The 18,883-nt window shown below is 59.0% G+C and carries 22 protein-coding genes and 1 pseudogene; 5 read left to right on the top strand and 18 right to left on the bottom strand.

Translation table 11 applies throughout. From position 1 onward, the window contains the following. The 4 genes from AC0L7P_RS21870 to AC0L7P_RS21885 all read right to left on the bottom strand — a co-directional run. On the bottom strand, positions 1-496 hold a 496-nt coding region (locus AC0L7P_RS21870; RefSeq protein ID WP_473436246.1), incomplete at its 3' end, for an ATP-binding cassette domain-containing protein. Then, positions 493-1,341, bottom strand: a complete 849-nt coding sequence (locus AC0L7P_RS21875; RefSeq protein WP_473436247.1) for an ABC transporter permease — start codon at positions 1,339-1,341, stop codon at positions 493-495. The genes AC0L7P_RS21870 and AC0L7P_RS21875, both read right to left, overlap by 4 nt. Positions 1,342-1,399: 58 nt before the next feature. After that, positions 1,400-2,377 (bottom strand): ABC transporter permease, encoded by a 978-nt coding sequence (locus tag AC0L7P_RS21880; RefSeq protein ID WP_473436248.1) that lies wholly within the window; start codon positions 2,375-2,377, stop codon positions 1,400-1,402. Between the two features lie 65 nt (positions 2,378-2,442). Continuing rightward, the gene (locus AC0L7P_RS21885; RefSeq protein WP_473436249.1) at positions 2,443-4,050 is read right to left on the bottom strand and encodes an ABC transporter substrate-binding protein; all 1,608 of its coding nucleotides are present in this window, start codon (positions 4,048-4,050) and stop codon (positions 2,443-2,445) included. A 159-nt stretch (positions 4,051-4,209) separates the two neighbouring features. On the opposite strand from AC0L7P_RS21885, the gene AC0L7P_RS21890 reads away from it, so the two are divergent. Next, positions 4,210-5,124: a LysR substrate-binding domain-containing protein gene (locus AC0L7P_RS21890; protein ID WP_473436250.1), complete on the top strand. Its 915-nt coding sequence runs from the start codon at positions 4,210-4,212 to the stop codon at positions 5,122-5,124. A 13-nt stretch (positions 5,125-5,137) separates the two neighbouring features. Here AC0L7P_RS21890 and cuyB read toward each other — a convergent pair whose 3' ends face one another. The 6 genes from cuyB to cuyA all read right to left on the bottom strand — a co-directional run bounded on the left by cuyB (position 5,138) and on the right by cuyA (position 10,001). Then, positions 5,138-5,845 (bottom strand): cysteate racemase, encoded by a 708-nt coding sequence (gene cuyB, locus AC0L7P_RS21895; RefSeq protein WP_473436251.1) that lies wholly within the window; start codon positions 5,843-5,845, stop codon positions 5,138-5,140. Between the two features lie 33 nt (positions 5,846-5,878). After that, the gene (locus tag AC0L7P_RS21900; RefSeq protein WP_473436252.1) at positions 5,879-6,607 is read right to left on the bottom strand and encodes an amino acid ABC transporter ATP-binding protein; all 729 of its coding nucleotides are present in this window, start codon (positions 6,605-6,607) and stop codon (positions 5,879-5,881) included. Beyond that, positions 6,604-7,260, bottom strand: a complete 657-nt coding sequence (locus tag AC0L7P_RS21905) for an amino acid ABC transporter permease (RefSeq protein WP_473436253.1) — start codon at positions 7,258-7,260, stop codon at positions 6,604-6,606. The genes AC0L7P_RS21900 and AC0L7P_RS21905 overlap by 4 nt, the downstream gene beginning before the upstream one ends. A 3-nt stretch (positions 7,261-7,263) precedes the next feature. Next, positions 7,264-7,980: an amino acid ABC transporter permease gene (locus AC0L7P_RS21910; protein WP_473436254.1), complete on the bottom strand. Its 717-nt coding sequence runs from the start codon at positions 7,978-7,980 to the stop codon at positions 7,264-7,266. 61 nt (positions 7,981-8,041) lie between these two features. Beyond that, positions 8,042-8,905 (bottom strand): amino acid ABC transporter substrate-binding protein, encoded by an 864-nt coding sequence (locus AC0L7P_RS21915; RefSeq protein WP_473436255.1) that lies wholly within the window; start codon positions 8,903-8,905, stop codon positions 8,042-8,044. Positions 8,906-8,936: 31 nt separating this feature from the next. Then, positions 8,937-10,001, bottom strand: coding sequence for a D-cysteate sulfo-lyase (gene cuyA / locus AC0L7P_RS21920; RefSeq protein ID WP_473436256.1), 1,065 nt, complete (start codon positions 9,999-10,001; stop codon positions 8,937-8,939). A 102-nt stretch (positions 10,002-10,103) separates the two neighbouring features. On the opposite strand from cuyA, the pseudogene AC0L7P_RS21925 reads away from it, so the two are divergent. From AC0L7P_RS21925 to AC0L7P_RS21935, 3 genes and pseudogenes are all read left to right on the top strand, one after another. Then, positions 10,104-10,262: pseudogene (locus AC0L7P_RS21925) on the top strand (LysR family transcriptional regulator); the annotation flags it as partial. A gap of 51 nt (positions 10,263-10,313) precedes the next feature. Then, the gene (locus AC0L7P_RS21930) at positions 10,314-10,733 is read left to right on the top strand and encodes a hypothetical protein (RefSeq protein ID WP_473436388.1); all 420 of its coding nucleotides are present in this window, start codon (positions 10,314-10,316) and stop codon (positions 10,731-10,733) included. Positions 10,734-10,746: 13 nt separating this feature from the next. After that, positions 10,747-10,989 (top strand): hypothetical protein, encoded by a 243-nt coding sequence (locus AC0L7P_RS21935; protein WP_473436257.1) that lies wholly within the window; start codon positions 10,747-10,749, stop codon positions 10,987-10,989. Here AC0L7P_RS21935 and AC0L7P_RS21940 read toward each other — a convergent pair whose 3' ends face one another. The 8 genes from AC0L7P_RS21940 to AC0L7P_RS21975 all read right to left on the bottom strand — a co-directional run bounded on the left by AC0L7P_RS21940 (position 10,990) and on the right by AC0L7P_RS21975 (position 17,155). Next, on the bottom strand, positions 10,990-12,324 hold the full coding sequence (locus AC0L7P_RS21940) for an amidase (protein WP_473436258.1): 1,335 nt from the start codon (positions 12,322-12,324) through the stop codon (positions 10,990-10,992). Between the two features lie 105 nt (positions 12,325-12,429). Next, on the bottom strand, positions 12,430-13,170 hold the full coding sequence (locus AC0L7P_RS21945; protein WP_473436259.1) for a peptidase dimerization domain-containing protein: 741 nt from the start codon (positions 13,168-13,170) through the stop codon (positions 12,430-12,432). Positions 13,171-13,177: 7 nt separating this feature from the next. Further along, on the bottom strand, positions 13,178-13,351 hold the full coding sequence (locus tag AC0L7P_RS21950) for a M20/M25/M40 family metallo-hydrolase (protein ID WP_473436260.1): 174 nt from the start codon (positions 13,349-13,351) through the stop codon (positions 13,178-13,180). Next, positions 13,309-13,698 carry a hypothetical protein gene (locus AC0L7P_RS21955; protein ID WP_473436261.1) on the bottom strand — a complete coding sequence of 130 codons (390 nt, stop codon included), beginning with the start codon at positions 13,696-13,698 and terminating at the stop codon, positions 13,309-13,311. Before AC0L7P_RS21955 ends, AC0L7P_RS21950 begins: the two co-directional genes overlap by 43 nt. Next, positions 13,695-14,456: an SDR family NAD(P)-dependent oxidoreductase gene (locus AC0L7P_RS21960; protein ID WP_473436262.1), complete on the bottom strand. Its 762-nt coding sequence runs from the start codon at positions 14,454-14,456 to the stop codon at positions 13,695-13,697. Before AC0L7P_RS21960 ends, AC0L7P_RS21955 begins: the two co-directional genes overlap by 4 nt. After that, positions 14,453-15,451 carry a ketopantoate reductase family protein gene (locus AC0L7P_RS21965; RefSeq protein ID WP_473436381.1) on the bottom strand — a complete coding sequence of 333 codons (999 nt, stop codon included), beginning with the start codon at positions 15,449-15,451 and terminating at the stop codon, positions 14,453-14,455. Before AC0L7P_RS21965 ends, AC0L7P_RS21960 begins: the two co-directional genes overlap by 4 nt. 16 nt (positions 15,452-15,467) lie before the next feature. After that, a complete protein-coding gene (locus AC0L7P_RS21970; RefSeq protein ID WP_473436263.1) occupies positions 15,468-16,169 on the bottom strand; it encodes a creatininase family protein in 702 nt (233 codons plus the stop codon). Further along, positions 16,166-17,155, bottom strand: coding sequence for a GntR family transcriptional regulator (locus AC0L7P_RS21975; RefSeq protein WP_473436264.1), 990 nt, complete (start codon positions 17,153-17,155; stop codon positions 16,166-16,168). The genes AC0L7P_RS21970 and AC0L7P_RS21975 overlap by 4 nt, the downstream gene beginning before the upstream one ends. A 147-nt stretch (positions 17,156-17,302) precedes the next feature. Between AC0L7P_RS21975 and AC0L7P_RS21980 the strand changes: the two genes are divergently transcribed. Further along, positions 17,303-18,880 carry an ABC transporter substrate-binding protein gene (locus tag AC0L7P_RS21980; protein WP_473436265.1) on the top strand — a complete coding sequence of 526 codons (1,578 nt, stop codon included), beginning with the start codon at positions 17,303-17,305 and terminating at the stop codon, positions 18,878-18,880. Positions 18,881-18,883 lie beyond the last annotated feature (3 nt).

Genomic DNA, 18,883 nt, shown 5'->3' on the forward strand with positions numbered 1-18,883 from the left:
CAATGGCCACACGTTGCCGCATGCCACCGGAAAACTGATGCGGGTAACTTTTCAACCGCTCGTCAGGGGCAGAGATGCCCACCATGGTCAGGGTTTCGCGGGCGCGTTTCAATGCTGCGGCGCGGGGCATCTTTTCATGGGCCAGCACCGTTTCCACCATCTGTGTATCAATGCGCAGGGTCGGGTTCAGGGTCATCATCGGATCCTGAAAGATCATCGCGATCTTTTTGCCCCTGAGATGGCGCAGCTTGGCTTCGCCCACCTTCAACAGGTCTTTCCCGTTCAACAGGATTTCGCCGTCGACAATTCGCCCCGGAGGATCGACAAGCCCAAGCAGTGAAAAGCCGGTCACGGTTTTGCCCGAGCCGGATTCACCGACCAGCCCGAGGATCTCGCCACGGTTGAGCGAAAAGTCAACGCCATCCACAGCCTTGGCCACGCCATCGCGGGTGAAGAAATGCGTCTTGAGTTTATTTACCCTGAGAACTTCGGTCATTTTTGCAACCTCGGGTTCAGAATGTCGCGCAATCGGTCGCCGACAAGATTGATGGAGATGATGGTCAGAACCAGCGCAACGCCGGGAAAAACACTGACCCAATATTGCCCCGACAGCAGGAAATCATATCCGTTGGCAATCAGCAGCCCAAGCGAAGGTTCGGTGATTGGCACCCCCACACCAAGGAACGAAAGCGTTGCCTCAAGCGCAATCGCATGGGCGATCTGCACTGTCATGACAACGATCAGGGGCGGAATGCAGTTGGGCAGCAGATGCCGGAACATGATGCGCCGGTGGGAAAACCCCAGACAGACCGCCGCCGAAATATACTCCTTGCGCCGCTCGACAATGGCCGAGCTTCGCACCGTGCGCGCATAATAGGCCCACTGCACGATAACCAGCGCCAGGATCACCTTGTCGATGCCGCGCCCGAACAGCGCCAACAGGATCAGGGCAATCAGGATCGAAGGAAACGAAAGTTGCAGATCGACAATTCGCATGATCAGGGCATCCACCCGCCCGCCGAAATAGGCGGCGGTGATCCCGGCGGCGACGCCGATCGTTGCCGCCACCCCAAGCGAGATGATCGCAACCATCAAACTGACCCGCAGACCATACATGATGGCAGACAACATATCGCGCCCCTGAGGATCAGTCCCGAGCCAGTATGTCATGCCCTCGAAGCTGGAGTCGCCGGGGGGCAGACCCCCATCCATGATGCTGAGCTGTGCAAGGTCATAGGGGTTTTGTGGCGATAGCCACGATGCCGCGATTGCGATCAGCGTAATGACGGTGAAAAGCGCAAGGCCGATAACCGCCAACCGGTCCTCAAAGAATGAAATCACCAGCCGTTTGACGGGGCTTTCCTTCGCTGCGGGGGATTCGGGGGAACTGCAATGTCGCTCATCCCTTTACCTCCGACAGCCGGATGCGCGGATCGAGCGCCGAATAAAGCATGTCAACCACGAGATTGATGGTGATGATGATCAGAACCGTTATCATCAGATAGGCAACGATCAGAGGCCGGTCGAGCAGGTTGATCGAGTCGATCAACAGCTTGCCCATGCCGGGCCATGCAAAGACGGTTTCGGTCACGACGGCAAAGGCCACCATGGCGCCCAGCTCAAGCCCCAGAACGGTGACGACGGGGATCATCATGTTCTTGAGGATATGAACCAGAACAACCCGGTTATTCGAAAGCCCCTTGGCGCGGGCGAATTTGATGTAATCCTGCATCGCCACCTCGCGGGTGGTTGCCCGGGCCAGCCGGATCACCAGCGACATCTTGAAAAGCGCGAGGTTAAGGGCAGGCAGGATAATGTGGCTTAGCCCGTCAAGGGTCAGAAAACTGACCGGCACGCCCAGCACATCAACCGTATCACCGCGCCCGCCAGCCGGCAGCCAGCCAAGAAGAACGGCAAAGATCAAAATCATCAGCATCCCCTGCCAAAAGTTCGGCAGCGAAAACCCGAGGATCGAACCCGCCATGATCGAACGGCCACTGATGCTGTCGGGTTTCAGGCCCGCATAAACGCCCAATGGCACGCCAATGCAGACCGACAGAAAAAGCGCAAAGAACGTCAGTTCAAACGTCGCAGGCATCCGTTCCAGAATGATGTCAAGCGCAGGGCGGCCATACACGAAAGACAGGCCCAGATCACCGTGCAGGGCATTGCCGACAAAGACAAAAAATTGTTCCCAAAGGGGTTTGTCCAGCCCAAGGCGGATGATGGTTGCCTGAATTTCGGCTTGGCTGGCCTCGGGGCTGACAAGAATATCAACGGGGTTTCCGATGGCATAAACGCCGATGAAAACAAGGGTGGCCATAACAATGACGGCGACCAGGCTCTGGCTTATGCGCCGGATGAGATAAACGATCACGTCGGTCTCCGGGAAAATGGGGGGCTGGCTGAACAGGCACCCCAACGGATGCCTGTGAAGGTGGCTCAGTCGGCTTTCGTAACCTGCGAAGCGACAGTAAACTGATCGACGCGCGGTTCGTACGACACGCCCGGCGCCATCGCCCATATGGTTTTTTCATAATGCAGCGGCAGGATACCGTAATCGTCCAACGCCAGTGTTTCAGCGGCCTGAAGCAGCGTTGATCGCTTGGCATCATCGATCGTGACAACGGCTTCGCCTATCATCTTGTCGAACGCAGGGTTGGAGTAGCGACCGAAATTGGCAGCGCCCGACCCTTCGGCAGGATTGGCCGTACCGACCAGCGATTGCAGCGGCGAAGACATTTCGCCCGTGGTCGCACCCCAGCCAGCCATATAAACCGTGAACTTGAAATTGTTCCGCTTTGAAAAGAACTGGCTTGCGGTCGACGCGTCGACTTCGGCTTTGATGCCGACACGGGCAAACATCTGTGCGATGGCCTGTGCCACCTGCGCATCGTTGATATAGCGGTCGTTGGGCGTGCCCAGAACCAACCCGAAACCATCGGGATACCCGGCCTTGGCCAGCAGTGCCTTTGCCTGTTCGGGATCATAGGGATCGACGCTGCGCCCCGAGGTGCCGAACATGGGCGGCGGAAGGAATTCGCCAGCGGATTCAGCCTGTCCGCCCATGATACGCTTGACGATTGCGTCCCGGTCAATGGACAGGGACAGCGCCTTGCGCACCCGTTTGTCAAGAAGCGGGTTCTTGCCATCGGTGCCTGTCAGGCCCGGGGCGTCGCCCTCTTGATCCATGGCCAGATAAATGACCCGGTTGGAAAGCGCGCCGACGATCATGAACCCGGCATCCTCGATACGTTTGGTATCCTGAATGGGGGGCGATTCGATCATGTCCACGTCACCGGCCAACAGGGCGGCAACGCGCGGGCCGCTGCTGCTGATCGGGCGAATGATCACATTTTCCCAATCCGGTGCATCGCCCCAGTAATCGTCATTGCGCGTCAGGGTCATTTCCGTGCCGCGCGTAAAATCTTTCAGCTTGTAAGGGCCGGTGCCCACGGTCACGGATGGCGAATTGAATGCCATCGAATCTGGTAAATCACCCATCCCGTCGCACCCGGCAGCATGATAAACGACATTGTCGGTGCCCCCGCTTGCCTTGGCCGACAGAATTGCAAGGCTGGCAGATTTAACAGGTATAAGCGGATCGGGCGCGGCGGTGGTGATGACCAGAGTGTGGGCATCTTTCGCCTGCATATCCACGATCCCCGTGGTGTAGATCGAGAAGGACGACGGCGAATTTTCAACCTGCGGAATCCGGCAGATGCTGTAGATCACATCATTGGCCGTGAAATCGCCCCCATCGTGAAACCTGACGTTCTTGCGCAGTTTGAATTCCCAATGGGTGTCGTCGATCGATTTCCATTCGGTGGCCAGACCCGGCGCAAGATCCTGCGCCGCATCTTGCGAGACCAACCGTTCAAAGATGTTTTGCAACACCTGCACATTGGTTGCGACATTGTGAAAATGCGGATCCATTGATGTTGGTTCGGATTTGACGCCAATGGTCAAATCCGCCTCGGCCGCCTGGGCCGGCACTGCGCCGGCGGCTGCCAGTATCACGGCAGTGATTGTTGTTGATAACGGTCTCATGACGTCCTCCCAGTCTTCTCCGGTGTTGCGGGCAAACCCTGGGCTGCCCATTCCGGCACTCGGGGTTTGACATCTCAACGTCACGGACCGTACTATGTGATATTAATATGCAAAATATGTAACCATATAATGTTAACGCATAGATAAGAGGCGAGCCGCATGCCCAACACTTCGAAATACGAGGCACTTCCCGGCTTTACCTTAAGAGAGCTGGAGATTTTTCACGTTCTCATCGGCGCGGGGAAAACCACCGTGGCGGCCTTGCTGCTTGGGTTGTCCCAGCCTGCGATCAGCCGCAGCATTGCGCAGCTTGAAAAGACGTTGGGCCAAAAACTGTTTGAGCGGACGGGCGGGCGTCTGGTTCCAACGCGCGAGGCGTTGGCAATCAACAACGAACTCAGCCCGGTCTTTGCGGCGTTGACGCGCCTGGGTGATCGCCAGGCATTGATCCCTGCCGCGCATTCGGGGCCATTGCGGATTGTTGCGCCACCCACCATCGGACACCGGTTTTTGCCCGAAAAAATCGCCCGGTTCATGAAACATAACCCCGACCTTGAGGTAATATTCGATGTGGTTTCCAGTGATGTTCTGGTCAGCAGTGTCGCGGATGGCCGTTTCGACCTTGGCCTGACAAGCACGATTCCGGCGCACCCCGGCGTCACCACAGACCTGCTGTTGACCACAGAGGCGATATGCCTGTTGCCCAGTCGCCACCGGTTGGTTGAACGCAAGGTCATCGTGCCAAAAGATCTGAAAGACGAACCCTTCATCGCATCAATGCGCCGCCATTCGGAACGGATAAGCATTGACCGCGTGTTTGAAAGAACCGGTGTGCGGCGCAAGATTGTGATGGAAACGGCCACCGCAGTTTCCGCTGCGCAATTCGTGCAAGAGGGATTGGGGATCGCCATTCTGAACCCCTTTCCAATCATAGATCATATTCGCAGTGGTGTGGAGGTTCGCCCATTCGTTCCCTCGATCGAGTTTCGCGCGTCATTCCTGTTTCCCTCAGACAGGCCGCGTTCTCCTGCCGTGATTTCGTTCATGGAAATGATCCGGGCCAGCCTGAACTGAACTTGATCCTTTTTCAGGTCCGCAGTTTTGCCCCCGCAAAGGCGCAGGTCTTTTGCACCAGCACATCAACTGAATCGACAACGGGAACAGCTCCCGCTGCCGCATCTGCAATCAGTGAAAACTCTGAGCAGCCGACAAACAGGCATTCGGCGCCCTTTGCGACGCAATTCATGGCCGCATCGGACAGCGCCTGACGGGCCCCGGCGGTGGCACCCCGGGATTTGATGATACGAATTGCCCCAAGCACGGCATCGGTGTCGTCCGGAAAGACCGGCTCAAGGTCATAGGGCGCGAATGCCTTGTGAAACAGCCTGATCTTTTCGGTCGCGGGCGAGGCCAGAATTCCAACCCTGCCCCCCGCAGACAGGCTTGCCGCCACGACCTCACAGGCCAGATCGACCATATGAAGAAGAGGAATATCAACCGCTGCGCGTATATCATCGGCAAAATGGTGGGCGGTATTGCACGGCATGACAAGGGCCCCTGCCCCGGCCTGTTCAAGCCCACGCGCCATGCGGGCCAGTGTGGCCCCCGGGTTTTCGCCCCGCCCCTCAAGGATATACCCAAGGCGCGAGGGAACCTGCGGGTTCATGTCGATCAAAAGCGGCACGTGATCCGCGTCATCCGCCGCATCCACGGCATCAATCAGGCGTTGCTGAAACAGGACGGTGGCCTGTGGCCCCATCCCCCCGAGAACACCCACAGGGCGCAGATTATTCATGATTTTCCGGCCTCCTGTCTGATTTCAAACGGTTCAATGGTTCAGGATTTTTGACAGGAAATCCTTGGCCCGGTCGCTTTCCGGGTTGCCAAAGAATTGCTCGGTCGGGCGATCTTCGATGATCTTGCCCGCATCCATGAAAACCACCCGGTCGGCCACTTTGCGGGCAAATCCCATTTCGTGGGTGACGACCATCATGGTCATGCCCTCACCGGCCAGACCAACCATCACATCCAACACCTCATTGATCATTTCCGGATCAAGGGCTGACGTGGGTTCGTCGAACAGCATCGCAATCGGGTCCATCGCCAATGCGCGGCTGATTGCAACGCGCTGTTGCTGCCCACCAGACAGCCCGGCGGGGTATTTGTCGATATGGGTGCGCAACCCGACCCGATCGAGCAGGGTTTCGGCCTTTGCGACGGCTTCGTCACGCGAGCGGCCAAGCACCTTTTGCTGTGACAGGCACAGGTTTTCGCGCACGGTAAGGTGAGGGTAAAGTTCGAAATGCTGGAACACCATTCCGATCCGGGCGCGCAGCTTTGTCAGGTTCACGCCCTTGCCGGTCACATCGGCCCCATCAACCTTAATTTGCCCTTTCTGCACGGGTTCCAATCCGTTCACACATTTGATGAGCGTCGATTTCCCCGAACCGGACGGGCCACAGACGACCACAACCTCGCCCTTGGCAACCGAGGTGGAGCAATCATCAAGAACCTGAAAACTGCCGTACCATTTTGAAATATTCGTGACGTCGATCATGCGGTTTTGCTCCTTTGGAGGTGCCGGACGAGAAGAGAACCTGCAAAGCAGATGATGAAGTAAACAACTGCCGCAAAGACGTACATTTCAACCAGACGCCCTTCGGTGCGGGCGACAATCGAACTGACGGTCATGAAATCGCGCAGCGACACCACAAAAACGAGACTGGTATCCTGAAACAGGATGATCCCCTGGGTGACCAGGATCGGGATCATGTTGCGAAACGCCTGCGGCAACACAATATGGCGTTGGATTTGCCCATATGTCATGCCTGTTGCCTGACCGGCGTGGGTTTGGCCCTTGCGAACCGATTGAATTCCGGCACGAATAATCTCCGAGTAATAGGCCGCCTCGAACAACACAAAGGCGATCAGGGCCGAATAAAAACTGCCAATGGGCCGCCCCAGCGCAAGGGGCACCAGGAAATAAAACCAGAAGATGACCAGAATCAACGGCACCGAGCGGATCAGGTTTACATACAGCGCCGACAGCCAGGAAAGCGGCCTGCTGGCTGACAGGCGCATCAAGGCGAGGATCGTTCCGAAAAAGATGCCCCCGATAATGGCAAGAAACGTCAGCCAAAGCGAAAGCTGCAACCCTTCCCACAGGAACGGCAGGTTGTCGGTTACGACCGAAAAGTCAAATGCACCCATGGCTCAACCCTGCCCAATGAAACCCGGAACGCGGGTGTGTTTTTCGATCACTTGCGACACCAGTGTCGCCACGAGGGCAATCATGATATAAATGACAGTCGCGGCGGTATAGGCCTCGAACCCCTGATAGGTATATTCCGCGATACGCTGGCTTTGTGCCGTCAGTTCAAGCAGGCCGATGGTCAGCGCCAGAGACGAGTTTTTGAAGATCGTCAGAAATTCGGATGTCAGCGGCGGCACAATCAGCCGGAATGAAATCGGCAGCAGGACATAGCGGTATGCCTGAGCGGTGGACATACCCCCCGCATAGGCCGCCGCGGTCAACCCGGGGCCGACCGCGTTTATCCCTGCGCGCACCTGTTCGGCAACGCGACTGGCCGTATAAAGCCCCAGACCAACGACAGCGCTGACATATTCGGGCTGAGGCATATCACGCTTTAGCCAGCGCCCGAAATCATCGGGCACCACTTCGGGCAGAACAAAATACCAAAGGAAAAGCTGCACCAGCAAAGGAACATTGCGAAACAATTCAACATAGGCCGCGCAGAGAAAGGCAATCGGACGTGAGGGCAATGTCCTGCCGATTCCAACCAATACGCCAACGGCAAAGGCCACACACCAACTGGCCAGTGCAATCGCGAATGTCCAGGCCACCCCATCCAGGATCCAGCCAAAATATTCTTTCTGGAACAATACGCCCCAGTCCCATTGATAATCCATCTATGCTCTCCCCATGGATATGCCGGGGGCGTTTCCACCCCCGGCACCAAATCCGCCCCGCTTATTCAGGGAGGGCGTTGATCCGAAATGCAGCCGCCAGAAGATCAGTTTGCGCAACACCCATCGGGTCGAACCACTTTGCATAGATGTCATTGATTTCACCCGACCGGAAAAGCGCGGCCAGCGCCTTCTTTCCCACCAGTTCAAAGGCGCTGTCATTGCGACGCAGCATGATGGCATAGGGATCGAAGGACAGGAAATCACCGACCACCGCGAAATCACCGGGGTTCTTTGATTTTTGGATCAGGCCGAACAGCAGAATATGATCGGTCGAATAGGCGTCGACCCGGTCAGTTTCCAGCGCCAGCATTCCTTCGGCATGATCACGCACCGGCAGCACCTTGACATCAAACCCGCGCTTTTCGATCTCAGCGATGATGGCCCGTTCGTTGGTTGTGCCCTGGGCAAGGGCAATCGCCTTGCCGTCAATATCGGCAATCGAATTGATGCCGCTATCCTTGCGCACCAGAAGTTTGGTGCCGGTGATAAAGGTGGTGGGCAGATATTCCACCTGATCCTGACGGGTCAGGGTGTTGGTCGTCGAGCCACACTCAAGATCGATCGTACCGTTCGCAATCAGCGGAATGCGTGTTTTCGGGTTCACCGGAACGTATTTGACGGTGATGTCCTTGCCCAGTTCCTCGCTCACCGCTGCCACGATCTTTTGGCAAAGATCAATGGAATAACCGATCGGATTCTGATCCGCGTCGAGATAGGAAAACGGCACCGAACTTTCACGATAACCGATGGAAATCTCTCCCGAGGCGGCGATCTTGTCCAATGTGCCGGTGGTTTCCTGTGCGAAAAGCGGTGTGGCCATCCCCATGGCCAACACCCCTGCCAAAGCAGCTTTCATATAATGCATCTTGTTCCTCCCTGTTGTGATGCGTGGTTTTTTATGGCTGATACCCGGGCAGATCGAAGATTTCGGAATATCCGAACAGGGCCGCACTGCCCCCGGTGTGCAGGAACACGATATTGTCCTTGCCGTCGAAATACCCTTTGCGAACCTGATCAATAAGCCCGTCGAGCCCCTTGCCGGAATAGACCGGATCGAACAGCAGCCCTTCAAGCCGCGCAAGCATCTTGACCGCGTCGCGCATGCCGGGGGTCGGCAAGCCGTAACCGGGACCGACATAGTCAGAATTGGCACGGACACTATCGCGCTCGATCGTCATGCCCATGCCAAGATAATCCATAGTCTTGCAGGCAAGGTCGTAAACCATGCTCTCTTGCTTTTCACGGGGGGCGCGCACGCCGATGCCCAACAGGTGGATGTCGCTTTTCAACCCGCTCAGCCCGGCAACCAGACCGCCCTGGGTGCCTGAACTGCCGGTTGCATGAACCAGCGCATCAATCCTCAGATCCATCCCGGCGGCCTGTTCAACCAGTTCGACCGCGCAATCCACATAGCCCAACGCGCCAACGCAATTTGATCCGCCGCCGGGGATGACATAGGGCTTTTTGCCCTGCTTCTTCAGATCATCCGCCAGATTTGCCATCTCGGCGTTCATGTCAACGCCGCCTGCCCGCTTTACAATGGTCGCGCCAAGCATCTGATCCAAAAGAACGTTGCCGTTATAATTGTACTGCGGATCGTTTGATCCTGTCCGGTCTTCCAGAAATGCGTGGCAGGCCATGCCATATTTTGCCGCCGCTGCCGCCGTTTGCCGAACATGGTTCGATTGGGTCGCACCTTGGGTGATCAGGGTGTCCGCCCCTTGCTCCAGCGCGGCGGCGACCAGAAATTCCAGCTTGCGGGTTTTATTGCCGCCGGTGGCCAGACCGGTGCAATCATCACGTTTTATCCAGATGCGCGGCCCGCCCAACTCCTCGCTCAGGCGGTCCATCGGCTCCAGCGCGGTTGGCAGATGGGCAAACCGTTCGCGGGGATGCTTTTGCAGGGCGCGCCTGACCAAAAGAATATCCTGGTCCGGGGTCGCAGTGGCCGCTTTCGTCATCGGGGTTCTCCTAGGTTATATCTTTGCTATGCCTAACCGGGAAAACCGCGCCGTCAAAATGCCAATATTGCAGCCTGCCCATACCAATGATATGGGTAAACGATGGATACCCGCCTTCTTGAAGACGCTCTGGTTCTGCTTGAGGAAAAAAGCTTCAGCGCCGCTGCGGCCCGGCGGAATGTTACCCAACCCGCGTTTTCCCGCCGCATCCGAACCCTGGAGGATTGGATCGGGCACGAGTTGCTTGTCCGCGGCCCCAACCGGATCGTGATTTCACCGTCTCTGGCCGCCTGTGAGCCGCAGATCCGTGCAATGCTGGCCCATCTTCAACAACTTCGCAGCCAGCTAAGGAATTTTCAGGCTTCAGGCGAACCGCTGGTTTTCGCCTCACAGCATTCACTGTCCCTGTCCTGCTTTCCCGAGATCTGCCAATCGCTGGCCGCCATGACACCGCCGGTTGTCAGCCTGCTGCGTACGCAGAACCAGGACGACGCAACATCAGTATTCCTGCGCAAGGAAGCGGACGTGTTGATTGCCTATGAACATCAACGACAGGCCCATCTGCCGTTTGACGACAGTATTTCGCGCCATGTCTGGCACCGGGATGTTCTGGTGCCGATCGTGGGGGGACAAACGGCATACATTGACGCAAGATCGCAGATTGCCGCCCGATACGAACATCATCCGGTTCCCGACAGGCAGCTTCTTTGGCAAGATCCTCAGCGACCATGAAGAACGTAACGATGTGCATCTAGACGGGCCAACCATCCTTGAATCCGCCTTCGCCATGGGCATTGCACGGCTGGTTCTTGCGGGCATCGGCGCCGCCTGGGTGCCCCATTCGATCGCTCACCGAGAGATCATGTCGGGGGAGGCCGTCATCCTGTCCGAGGATTACGGGCGCATCCCCCTCGATATCGTTTTCTTCGTTCACAATTTGAACACGCGTGCCCGGTCTGTCATCGAACGATTGTCGTTGGCCTTTTGATCACCCAATCAGGGACGCGGTGGTCGGATGTTCGTTCGTCCCTGCCATGACCGCCCGAGCAACGGACAGGAGCGCGCCATCCCCCCCAAGCCGCCCTGTAAGCTGAAGACCGACCGGCAGGCCCCCATGCAACCCGACGGGGATGCTGACCGAGGGATGGCCGGTCAGGTTGGCAAAGCCGCTTGCCAGCATTTCACTGTCGCCCGCGTCCGTAATTTCGGGATCTTCGCGCGGTGCCACAAAAGGCACGCTGGGCGCAATCAGCGCATCCACGGTATCAAGCGTTGCCGTCACCGCATCGCGGAGGGATTTTTGCACCTGACGCGCAAGAACAACATCCACAGCGCGGGTTTCAAAGCCGGATTCGATCTGGCGCCGGGTGCCGGGGGCGTAACCACCGGGATTGCGCGCAACAAGATCGCGGTGAATTACCGATGCCTCGGGCAGCAGAATATCAATCAACGCCCCATTGGCGGCGGCAAGGCCGGGGATTTCAACATCAACGCAGGTCACACCAGCGGCGGTCAGCCTGTCCAGCATACGGTTGATATGCGCCGCCACGCCTTGATTTTCCGGGTCGGCGGGGAACTGCGCCCGCACAACCCCAAGCCGCAGTTGCGCCAGCGGCACGTCATGCAAGGGCATGTCGCACCCGGCCATAACACCCAGCATAAGCGCCGCATCGTCAATGTTTCCCGCCAGAGGCCCGGCGTGATCAAGGCTTTGGGACAGCGGAAAAACCCCGTCAAGCGGGATCAGGCCATAGGTTGGTTTGACCCCGACAATCCCACAATAGGCGGCGGGAATACGGATTGAACCGCCAGTATCGGTTCCGACGGCCAGCGGCACGATACCTGCGGCCACGGCGGCGGCGGACCCGCCGCTTGAGCCGCCGGCAGTGCGGGTTAGGTCCAGCGGATTGTTGGTTTGGCCAATGTCGGGGTGGGCAACGCCGTAAGCGTATTCCAACAGGTTGGTCTTGCCGATAATGATCGCCCCGGCTTCGCGCAGCCGGGCAACCAATGTGGCGTTACCCTCGGCGATCCGCGGCGCAACCACCCGCGTGCCATAGCCGGTCGGTGCGCCGCGAACCTCGATCAGATCCTTGATCGCAATGGGCACGCCGTGAAGCGGCCCAAGATCCCGGCCCGCACGCAGATCTGCCCCTGCCTTGTCCGCCTCTGCCCGGGCGCTGTCGGCCAGAACCGTGGCAAAGGCATTCAACTCGGGTTCACGCGCCGCAATCAGGGCAAGCGCGGCGTCGATCTGCGCACGGGGCGTGGTTGCACCACTGCGGTAGGCCGCGCCAAGGGTGCGCAGATCAGCCCCGCTCATCGCAACGACGCTTGGCCAAGCCGCGTCAGCAACCGCGCCCAGGCGATAAGACCGGCATGAAAGCTGGACAGGCGAAAGAATTCGTTCGGGGCGTGATAATCTTCGTCAGCGGTGGAAAAGGAAAAGAACACCGTGCCAACGCCCAGATGCCGCGCGAACACCTCGCCAATCGGGATCGTCGCGCCCATGGCCACCCGCAGGGGGCTGTCCCAGAACATCGCCCAGCACGTCCTCAGCGATGGCCAAACCCCGGGAATCGGGATCAAGCGAGAATGCAGCCGACCCCGGGCCATGGCCCGTGACCGACAACCGGTAACCGCTGGGCAGAACGCGGTGCAGATGGGTTTCGATTGCCTCTTTGACATGGGCGGGATTCTGCCCCGCCACCAGCCGGCAGGTAATCTTGGCCATGGCCGTTGAGGGGATCACCGTCTTGGTGCCCTGCCCCGCATAACCACCGGACACCCCGTTGAACTCCAACGTCGGAATCAGCCATTGCCGGGTCAGAAGATCGACGCCCGAAGGCAACGGATCGGGCCGCGTGGCACCGATGGAATCGAAATAGGCGCCCGTATCGAACCCCACAGATCGGATCGCCTGTTCGATGGCCGGGTCAGGGGGCTGCGCGCCATCTGCAAACCCGGGCACCGCCACGCTGTCGCCGTCATGCAGGGTTGCCAGCATTCCCACCAGTGCGCGGATCGCATTCGGGGCCGACCCGCCGTGACGGCCCGAATGGAGATCCTTGGCCGCGCCCTCGACCGTAACATCCAGCGCGGCCAATCCGCGGCTGGCCACCGTCATTGACGGCAGGTCGGCGCGCCACATGGCACCGTCGGCCGACACCACCAGATCACAGGCGAGCCGGCTCGCGCATCCGTTCGACCGTGGGGGCAAAATTCGGGCTGCCCGATTCCTCTTCGCCCTCGATCAGGAATTTCACGTTCAGCGGGGGCTGACCCGCCGTTTCGTGAAAGGCCCGCATCACATGCAACGCAATGCCAAGCGGCCCCTTGTCGTCGGACACGCCCCGCGCATAAAGACGGCCTTCGCGCACCTCTGGGTCAAAGGGGGCGATTGCCATTTTTCCAGCGGGTCAGGCGGCTGCACATCATAATGCCCATAGACAAGGATAGTCGGCAGCGCAGGATCAACGATCCACTCGGCAAAGATCGAAGGATGCCCCGGGGTTTCGACGATTTCGACCAACGGAAACCCGGCAGCGCGCAGCCAGTCAGCGGCAAAGCCGGCGGCGCGGGCAATGTCATCGGCAAAGGCCGGATCGGCGCTGACGCTTGGAATCCGGCAGAATTCTGTGATCTTCTCAAGGCCGTCTGCCTCGTGGTCACTCAGCCATTGTTCGACAGCACTCATTTGCCACCATCCACGCCCAGCGTTTCGCCGGTGATCCACCCCGCCTGATCCGAGGCAAAGAACATCACCGCATTGGCGATATCCTCGACCGCGCCCAGATGGCGCATCGCGATACGTTCAAGCAATGCCTTCTGGCCATCGGCCCCCATCGCATGCCACTGCTTTTCGCTTGTGGGGTTGGACAGCACGAACCCCGGCGCGATACAGTTCACGGTGATCCCGAAAGACCCGAGTTCATGAGCGAGTTGCCGGGTCAGGCCGATCTGCCCGGCCTTGGCGCTGGCATAGGCCTGAATCCCGGTGAGGCTGATCCCGCGCCCCGCCCCGCTGGAAATATTGACCACCCTGCCCTTTCCGGCTGTTTTCATTGCGGGCGCGACCGCCTGCGTCATGAAAAAGGTGCCCGCAAGGTTCACGTCAAAAATGGTCTGCCAGTCGGCGGCGCTGATCTCTTCGATGGGGCGCCCGACCTGGCCGCGCACGCCGCCTGCGTTGTTCACCAGAATGTCGATGCCGCCGCCCTCGCCCTCGATCGCGGCAACGGCGGCCTGCACCGCGTCGCGATCACCAACATCCACGACGGCGCTTGTGCAGCGTCCCTTGGCCTGCGCGACGGTTTCGCGCAATCCTTCCTCGTTGACATCAAGGGCGTAAACCTGCGCGCCATCATGGGCGGCAAAGGCATGGGCAATGGCCCGGCCAAACCCATGCGCGGCACCGGTGACGATTATCCGCCGGTTCTGAAATCCGATATTCACTGCATCACTCCCATAAGCTCGGTCAGGTTTTCCTTGGCAAGGGGGCGTTCGCCCTGCTCGATCTCGCGCACCATTTCAATCAGGCGCGTGGTCAGCGGCGCGGCAATGCCCTGTTGGCGCGCATGGGTGACAATCGGGCCAAGTTGCGATTCCGCTTCTGTCTTGCGTTTGCGCACCGCCAGATCGCGCCAGATTCCCGAATGGGATTTGGCCGAGCGGCGGTTGTGGGCAACCATATCATCAAACGACTTTGCGATTGCGTCTTGCGTTGCGCCGGGCCGGAACGCCGCCGGATCGAACCCGTTGAAGGCCTCGGTGCGAATGCCCTCGGCGGCGGCAATGCGCCCGACTTCCTGCGCCAGCCGCACCTGCACCGGCCGCGTTGTGGCATCGTCAAGCACGTCGGCAATGCTGTCATTCGTCAACGCCGTGGCAAAAAGCAACGCACCATAAACCAGCTTGCCCCAGAGATACCCCGAGATGTTCGTCGTCAGCACCGAATCCTTGTCGAACTCCTGCATCAGACCGTGCAAGGCCCTGATCCGGTCGGTTTGCGCCCCGTCCAATTCGCCAACCACGACCGCGCCGCGCCCGGAATAGGTGACAACCCCCGGTTCCAGATAATCGGCACCGAAATTGACGAAACAGCCGATCGTCCGTGGCGCCCCCACATGGCGCGCAATGATCGCTTCGTTCAATCCGTTCTGGGCCGAAACGACATAACCATCCTCTGCAAGGTGGGGCGCAAGTTCCTGACTTGCCGCATCGGTATGCTGTGCCTTTACACACAGAAATATCTGCCCGAAGGTTCCCTTCAGATCAGCAGGCAGAAACGCCGGGGCATGCACCGTATCCTCGAAAAGGGGGCCAACAATTTTCAGCCCGCCTTGGTTGATTGCGTCCACATGCGCAGGCACGTTGTCCACAAAGATGACATCATGCCCCTTGCGCAGGAACCCCGCACCCAGGCTGCCGCCGATGGCGCCAGCCCCCAGATTACGATGGGGCCGCTCATGACCAGCTTTCGCTCATCAGCGCCCGGGTTTCGGCCACCCCGATATCCCAGATCGCCTGCATCTCGTCATCTGGCCGCTGATAATAGCCGCCGAAATTTCCGTCACCCAGATATGTCCGCACCGCTGCGGGGGACATGGTGCGCATCCTGTCAGTGTCGATCATCGGCTTTTGTTGGGTCGGCATGTCGACGCCTTGCAGCCGCGTCCAGGGGAAATTCTCCATCCAGGAGGCATGCGAGGCGACAGTGTCGGTTTCCTGTACCTTGGCAAAGGTCTGTGGCGCGTTCCACCAGTTGTGGAATTTCACCGCGCAATCGGGGTTATCGGCCATCCATTCGATGGCCAGCGCCCCGGCCGGCGCGTTGCCCCCGTGGCCATTGACGATCAGGATGCGGCGAAACCCCTGCCCGCGCAGGCTGTCCAGAATATCGCGAACCACGCGCACATAGGTTTCGACGCGCAGGCTGACCGTACCGGGATAGCCAAGGAAATAGGGGGTAAGCCCATAAGCAAGCACCGGAAACACCGGCACACCCAGGGGTTCGGCGGCATCCAGCGCGATCTTTTCGGACAGGATTGAATCAACCGACAGCGACAGCCCGGCGTGCTGTTCGGTGCTGCCAAGGGGCAGAACCGCCAGATCATTGTCTTTAAGCCAGTCTTCGACCTGGCCCCAGTTCATGTCGGATACTTTCATGACGCTTCCTTTATGTTGCTGTCTGAAGGCACGTCCAAAGGAACGAGCCGTGGAATAACACGCCGGTCGATGTCGCCCGGGTCTGGAATGTGGCGATATTCAATCGTCAGCGTATCGTGGCGCACATGATCGGCGGCAGTGCCGGCGCCGGTGGAAAGCACCAGAACATCGCAGGCCGCAAGCGCCACCGGCAGGGCCGGATCATCAAGCGCGTGGGCGGTGACGCTTTGCAGATGCGGGGCAAAGCGGCGCACCCCCAGTGTGAGAATCGGCAGGAAATCGGCAAACCGCGAAACGACCCCGACCCGCCACATCGGATCAATCGCCGCCATGGCCATCCGCGTTGCCTCGGACGGAATGAACTGAAGCGACAGAACCGGCACGCCGGGCAACAGCCGTTCGATCTCTTCTTCCAGGGTGGAGAATGTCAGCACCAGATCGGCACGGCGCACCCGGTCCCGCAGGGTTTCATCGCCACCGATCTGTTCCAGCGTCACCGGTTCAACCGAGGCCAGATGGCCCACCTGATTTTCGATGCAGCGCGCATAGCTGGCCGTTGCGTTCTCGAAAAGGCCCAGCATGAAGACGGTTCCGTTCGCGCGCGCCCCCAGCCGGTGCATCACCCGCGCGGCAATCACCAGCGGCACATCGCCCGGCGCGCATCCGGCCTCCAGCGCCAGGTCGATGGCCGTATCGATCTGGCGGGTCAGACGGTGCATTTCGTTGCGCCCGGCGATTCGGGTCAGCACGCTTTCGGCCACAAAGGTGCCCGAGCCAGAGCGGGTCGCAATCCGCCCCGCGGCCTTCAGTTCGGCATAAACCTTGCTGATCGTGACCGGCGCCACGCCCAGCTGTTCGGCAAGATCACGCACTGACGGAAGGGGATCGCCCGCTGCCTTGCCGCCGAATGAAATCTCGTGCTCGATCGCGCCACGCAACTGCTGATGCAGGGGAATCACGGAATTTCGGTCGATCGCGATTTTCATGAATTTACCTCTGCCATCACACCACAAAGGTACATGGTAAAACGGTTATGGCGGGAAATCCAGAGAATCGTATCATTGACTTAGAACTTCTGGCATGAAACGTTCTACCAAGGCATAACGCTCGTTGAAACCTGGGAGGGGTGTAGAATGAAGTTCCTGTCGATTACCGCACTGACTGCGGCGCTGTTCATAGCCGGGCAGACGCCCGTATTCGCGCAAGAGCGCGGCGGCGTCATGACCTATGGCCGCTATACCGATAGCCTGTTTCTTGATCCGGTCCTGAACGACGCCAACGTCGACATCTGGGTCATGACCAATTTCTACGAAACCCTGATCATGTCGAGCGAGGACGGCATGACCCTGAAACCCGGGCTGGCCACCGAGTGGAGCCTGAACGAGGCCGGCGACGTAGTTACCCTGAAGCTGCGCGAGGGCGTGAAATTCTCGGACGGCACCCCGATGACAGCCGACGATGTGATCTGGTCGCTGAACCGGGCCAAGAACCCCGATAACGGCATCTGGAACTTCATCGTGGCGTCGATCGACACGGTGACATCGCCTGATCCGCAGACGATCACGGTAAACCTCAAATACCCGGACCCGACAATTCTGGCCGCGCTCAGCGTGTTCAACACCGCGATCATGCCAAAGGCAGCGTTCGAGGCGATGCCGGGCGAAACCGACGCCGAAAAGGCGCAGGAATTCGGCAAGCAACCCATCGGAACCGGCCCTTTCATGCTGGAAAGCTGGGATCGCGGATCAAGGATGAAGATGGCCAAGAACCCCTATTACTGGGCCACCGGCGCCGATGGGAAACCTTTGCCCTATCTTGACGGGCTGACCTTCGAGGTGATCCCGGATGACGCGACCCGCATCCTCAAACTGCAATCGGGCGATATCGACGGTGCCGAATTCATCCCCTTCGCACGGGTCAACGAACTGAAATCTGACCCGGGCATCAAGATGGAGCTGTTCCCCGGCACCCGGATCTGGGACGTGATCATCAACGTGCGCCCCGAATTGAACGGCAAACCGAACCCGCTGTCGGATGAAAAGGTCCGCCAGGCGATGAATTATGCCGTCAACAAAGAGGCCCTCGTGCAGGTCGTGACATTCGGCGTCGGCACGCCCCTGTCATCCTTCATGTCATCGACCACGCCCATGCATTCCGGCGACGGGCCGCTGTTCCCCTATGACCTTGAAAAGGCCAAGGCGCTGCTGGCCGAATCGGGCTATCCCGACGGGTTCAAGACATCGGTTCTGACAATTGCCGGCAACCAGGATGATCTGGGCATTGCCACCGGTCTGCAACAGATGTGGGCGGCCCTTGGTATTGATCTGGAAATCCGCCAGGTGGACAATGCCTCGCGCACCGAACAATATCGCGCGGGCACCTTTGACATGCGCACCGGCGGCTGGACCAATGATATCTCTGATCCCAGCCAGATCACGTCATACTTTGCCTACAGCCCCACGATCGATGCCCTGCATTCCGGCTGGAAAAGCGAAGAGGCCGACACGTTGTTCGAGGCGTCCCAGCGTGAGATGGACCCGGCAAAGCGGGCCGAACAATTCGCCCGCATCCAGGAAATCTTCAACACCACCGGGCCGACCATTCCGCTTTATGAAACGCCCTATCCGGTCGCGCTGCGGGATTATGTCAACGGCTTCTATCAGCTGCCTCTTGGCAACAACATCTTTACCAAGACGTGGCTCGACAAGTGATGA

The organism is Oceaniglobus sp. K40-3, assembly GCF_055808395.1.

What these genes read in the sequence shown, in the direction of transcription:
- AC0L7P_RS21885 (WP_473436249.1), bottom strand. Translation starts at nt 4,050, where the DNA reads ATGAGACCGTTATCAACAACAATCACTGCCGTGATACTGGCAGCCGCC.
- AC0L7P_RS21890 (WP_473436250.1), top strand. Translation starts at nt 4,210, where the DNA reads ATGCCCAACACTTCGAAATACGAGGCACTTCCCGGCTTTACCTTAAGA.
- cuyB (WP_473436251.1), bottom strand. Translation starts at nt 5,845, where the DNA reads ATGAATAATCTGCGCCCTGTGGGTGTTCTCGGGGGGATGGGGCCACAG.
- AC0L7P_RS21900 (WP_473436252.1), bottom strand. Translation starts at nt 6,607, where the DNA reads ATGATCGACGTCACGAATATTTCAAAATGGTACGGCAGTTTTCAGGTT.
- AC0L7P_RS21905 (WP_473436253.1), bottom strand. Translation starts at nt 7,260, where the DNA reads ATGGGTGCATTTGACTTTTCGGTCGTAACCGACAACCTGCCGTTCCTG.
- AC0L7P_RS21910 (WP_473436254.1), bottom strand. Translation starts at nt 7,980, where the DNA reads ATGGATTATCAATGGGACTGGGGCGTATTGTTCCAGAAAGAATATTTT.
- AC0L7P_RS21915 (WP_473436255.1), bottom strand. Translation starts at nt 8,905, where the DNA reads ATGCATTATATGAAAGCTGCTTTGGCAGGGGTGTTGGCCATGGGGATG.
- cuyA (WP_473436256.1), bottom strand. Translation starts at nt 10,001, where the DNA reads ATGACGAAAGCGGCCACTGCGACCCCGGACCAGGATATTCTTTTGGTC.
- AC0L7P_RS21930 (WP_473436388.1), top strand. Translation starts at nt 10,314, where the DNA reads ATGCTGGCCCATCTTCAACAACTTCGCAGCCAGCTAAGGAATTTTCAG.
- AC0L7P_RS21940 (WP_473436258.1), bottom strand. Translation starts at nt 12,324, where the DNA reads ATGAGCGGGGCTGATCTGCGCACCCTTGGCGCGGCCTACCGCAGTGGT.
- AC0L7P_RS21955 (WP_473436261.1), bottom strand. Translation starts at nt 13,698, where the DNA reads ATGAGTGCTGTCGAACAATGGCTGAGTGACCACGAGGCAGACGGCCTT.
- AC0L7P_RS21970 (WP_473436263.1), bottom strand. Translation starts at nt 16,169, where the DNA reads ATGAAAGTATCCGACATGAACTGGGGCCAGGTCGAAGACTGGCTTAAA.
- AC0L7P_RS21975 (WP_473436264.1), bottom strand. Translation starts at nt 17,155, where the DNA reads ATGAAAATCGCGATCGACCGAAATTCCGTGATTCCCCTGCATCAGCAG.
- AC0L7P_RS21980 (WP_473436265.1), top strand. Translation starts at nt 17,303, where the DNA reads ATGAAGTTCCTGTCGATTACCGCACTGACTGCGGCGCTGTTCATAGCC.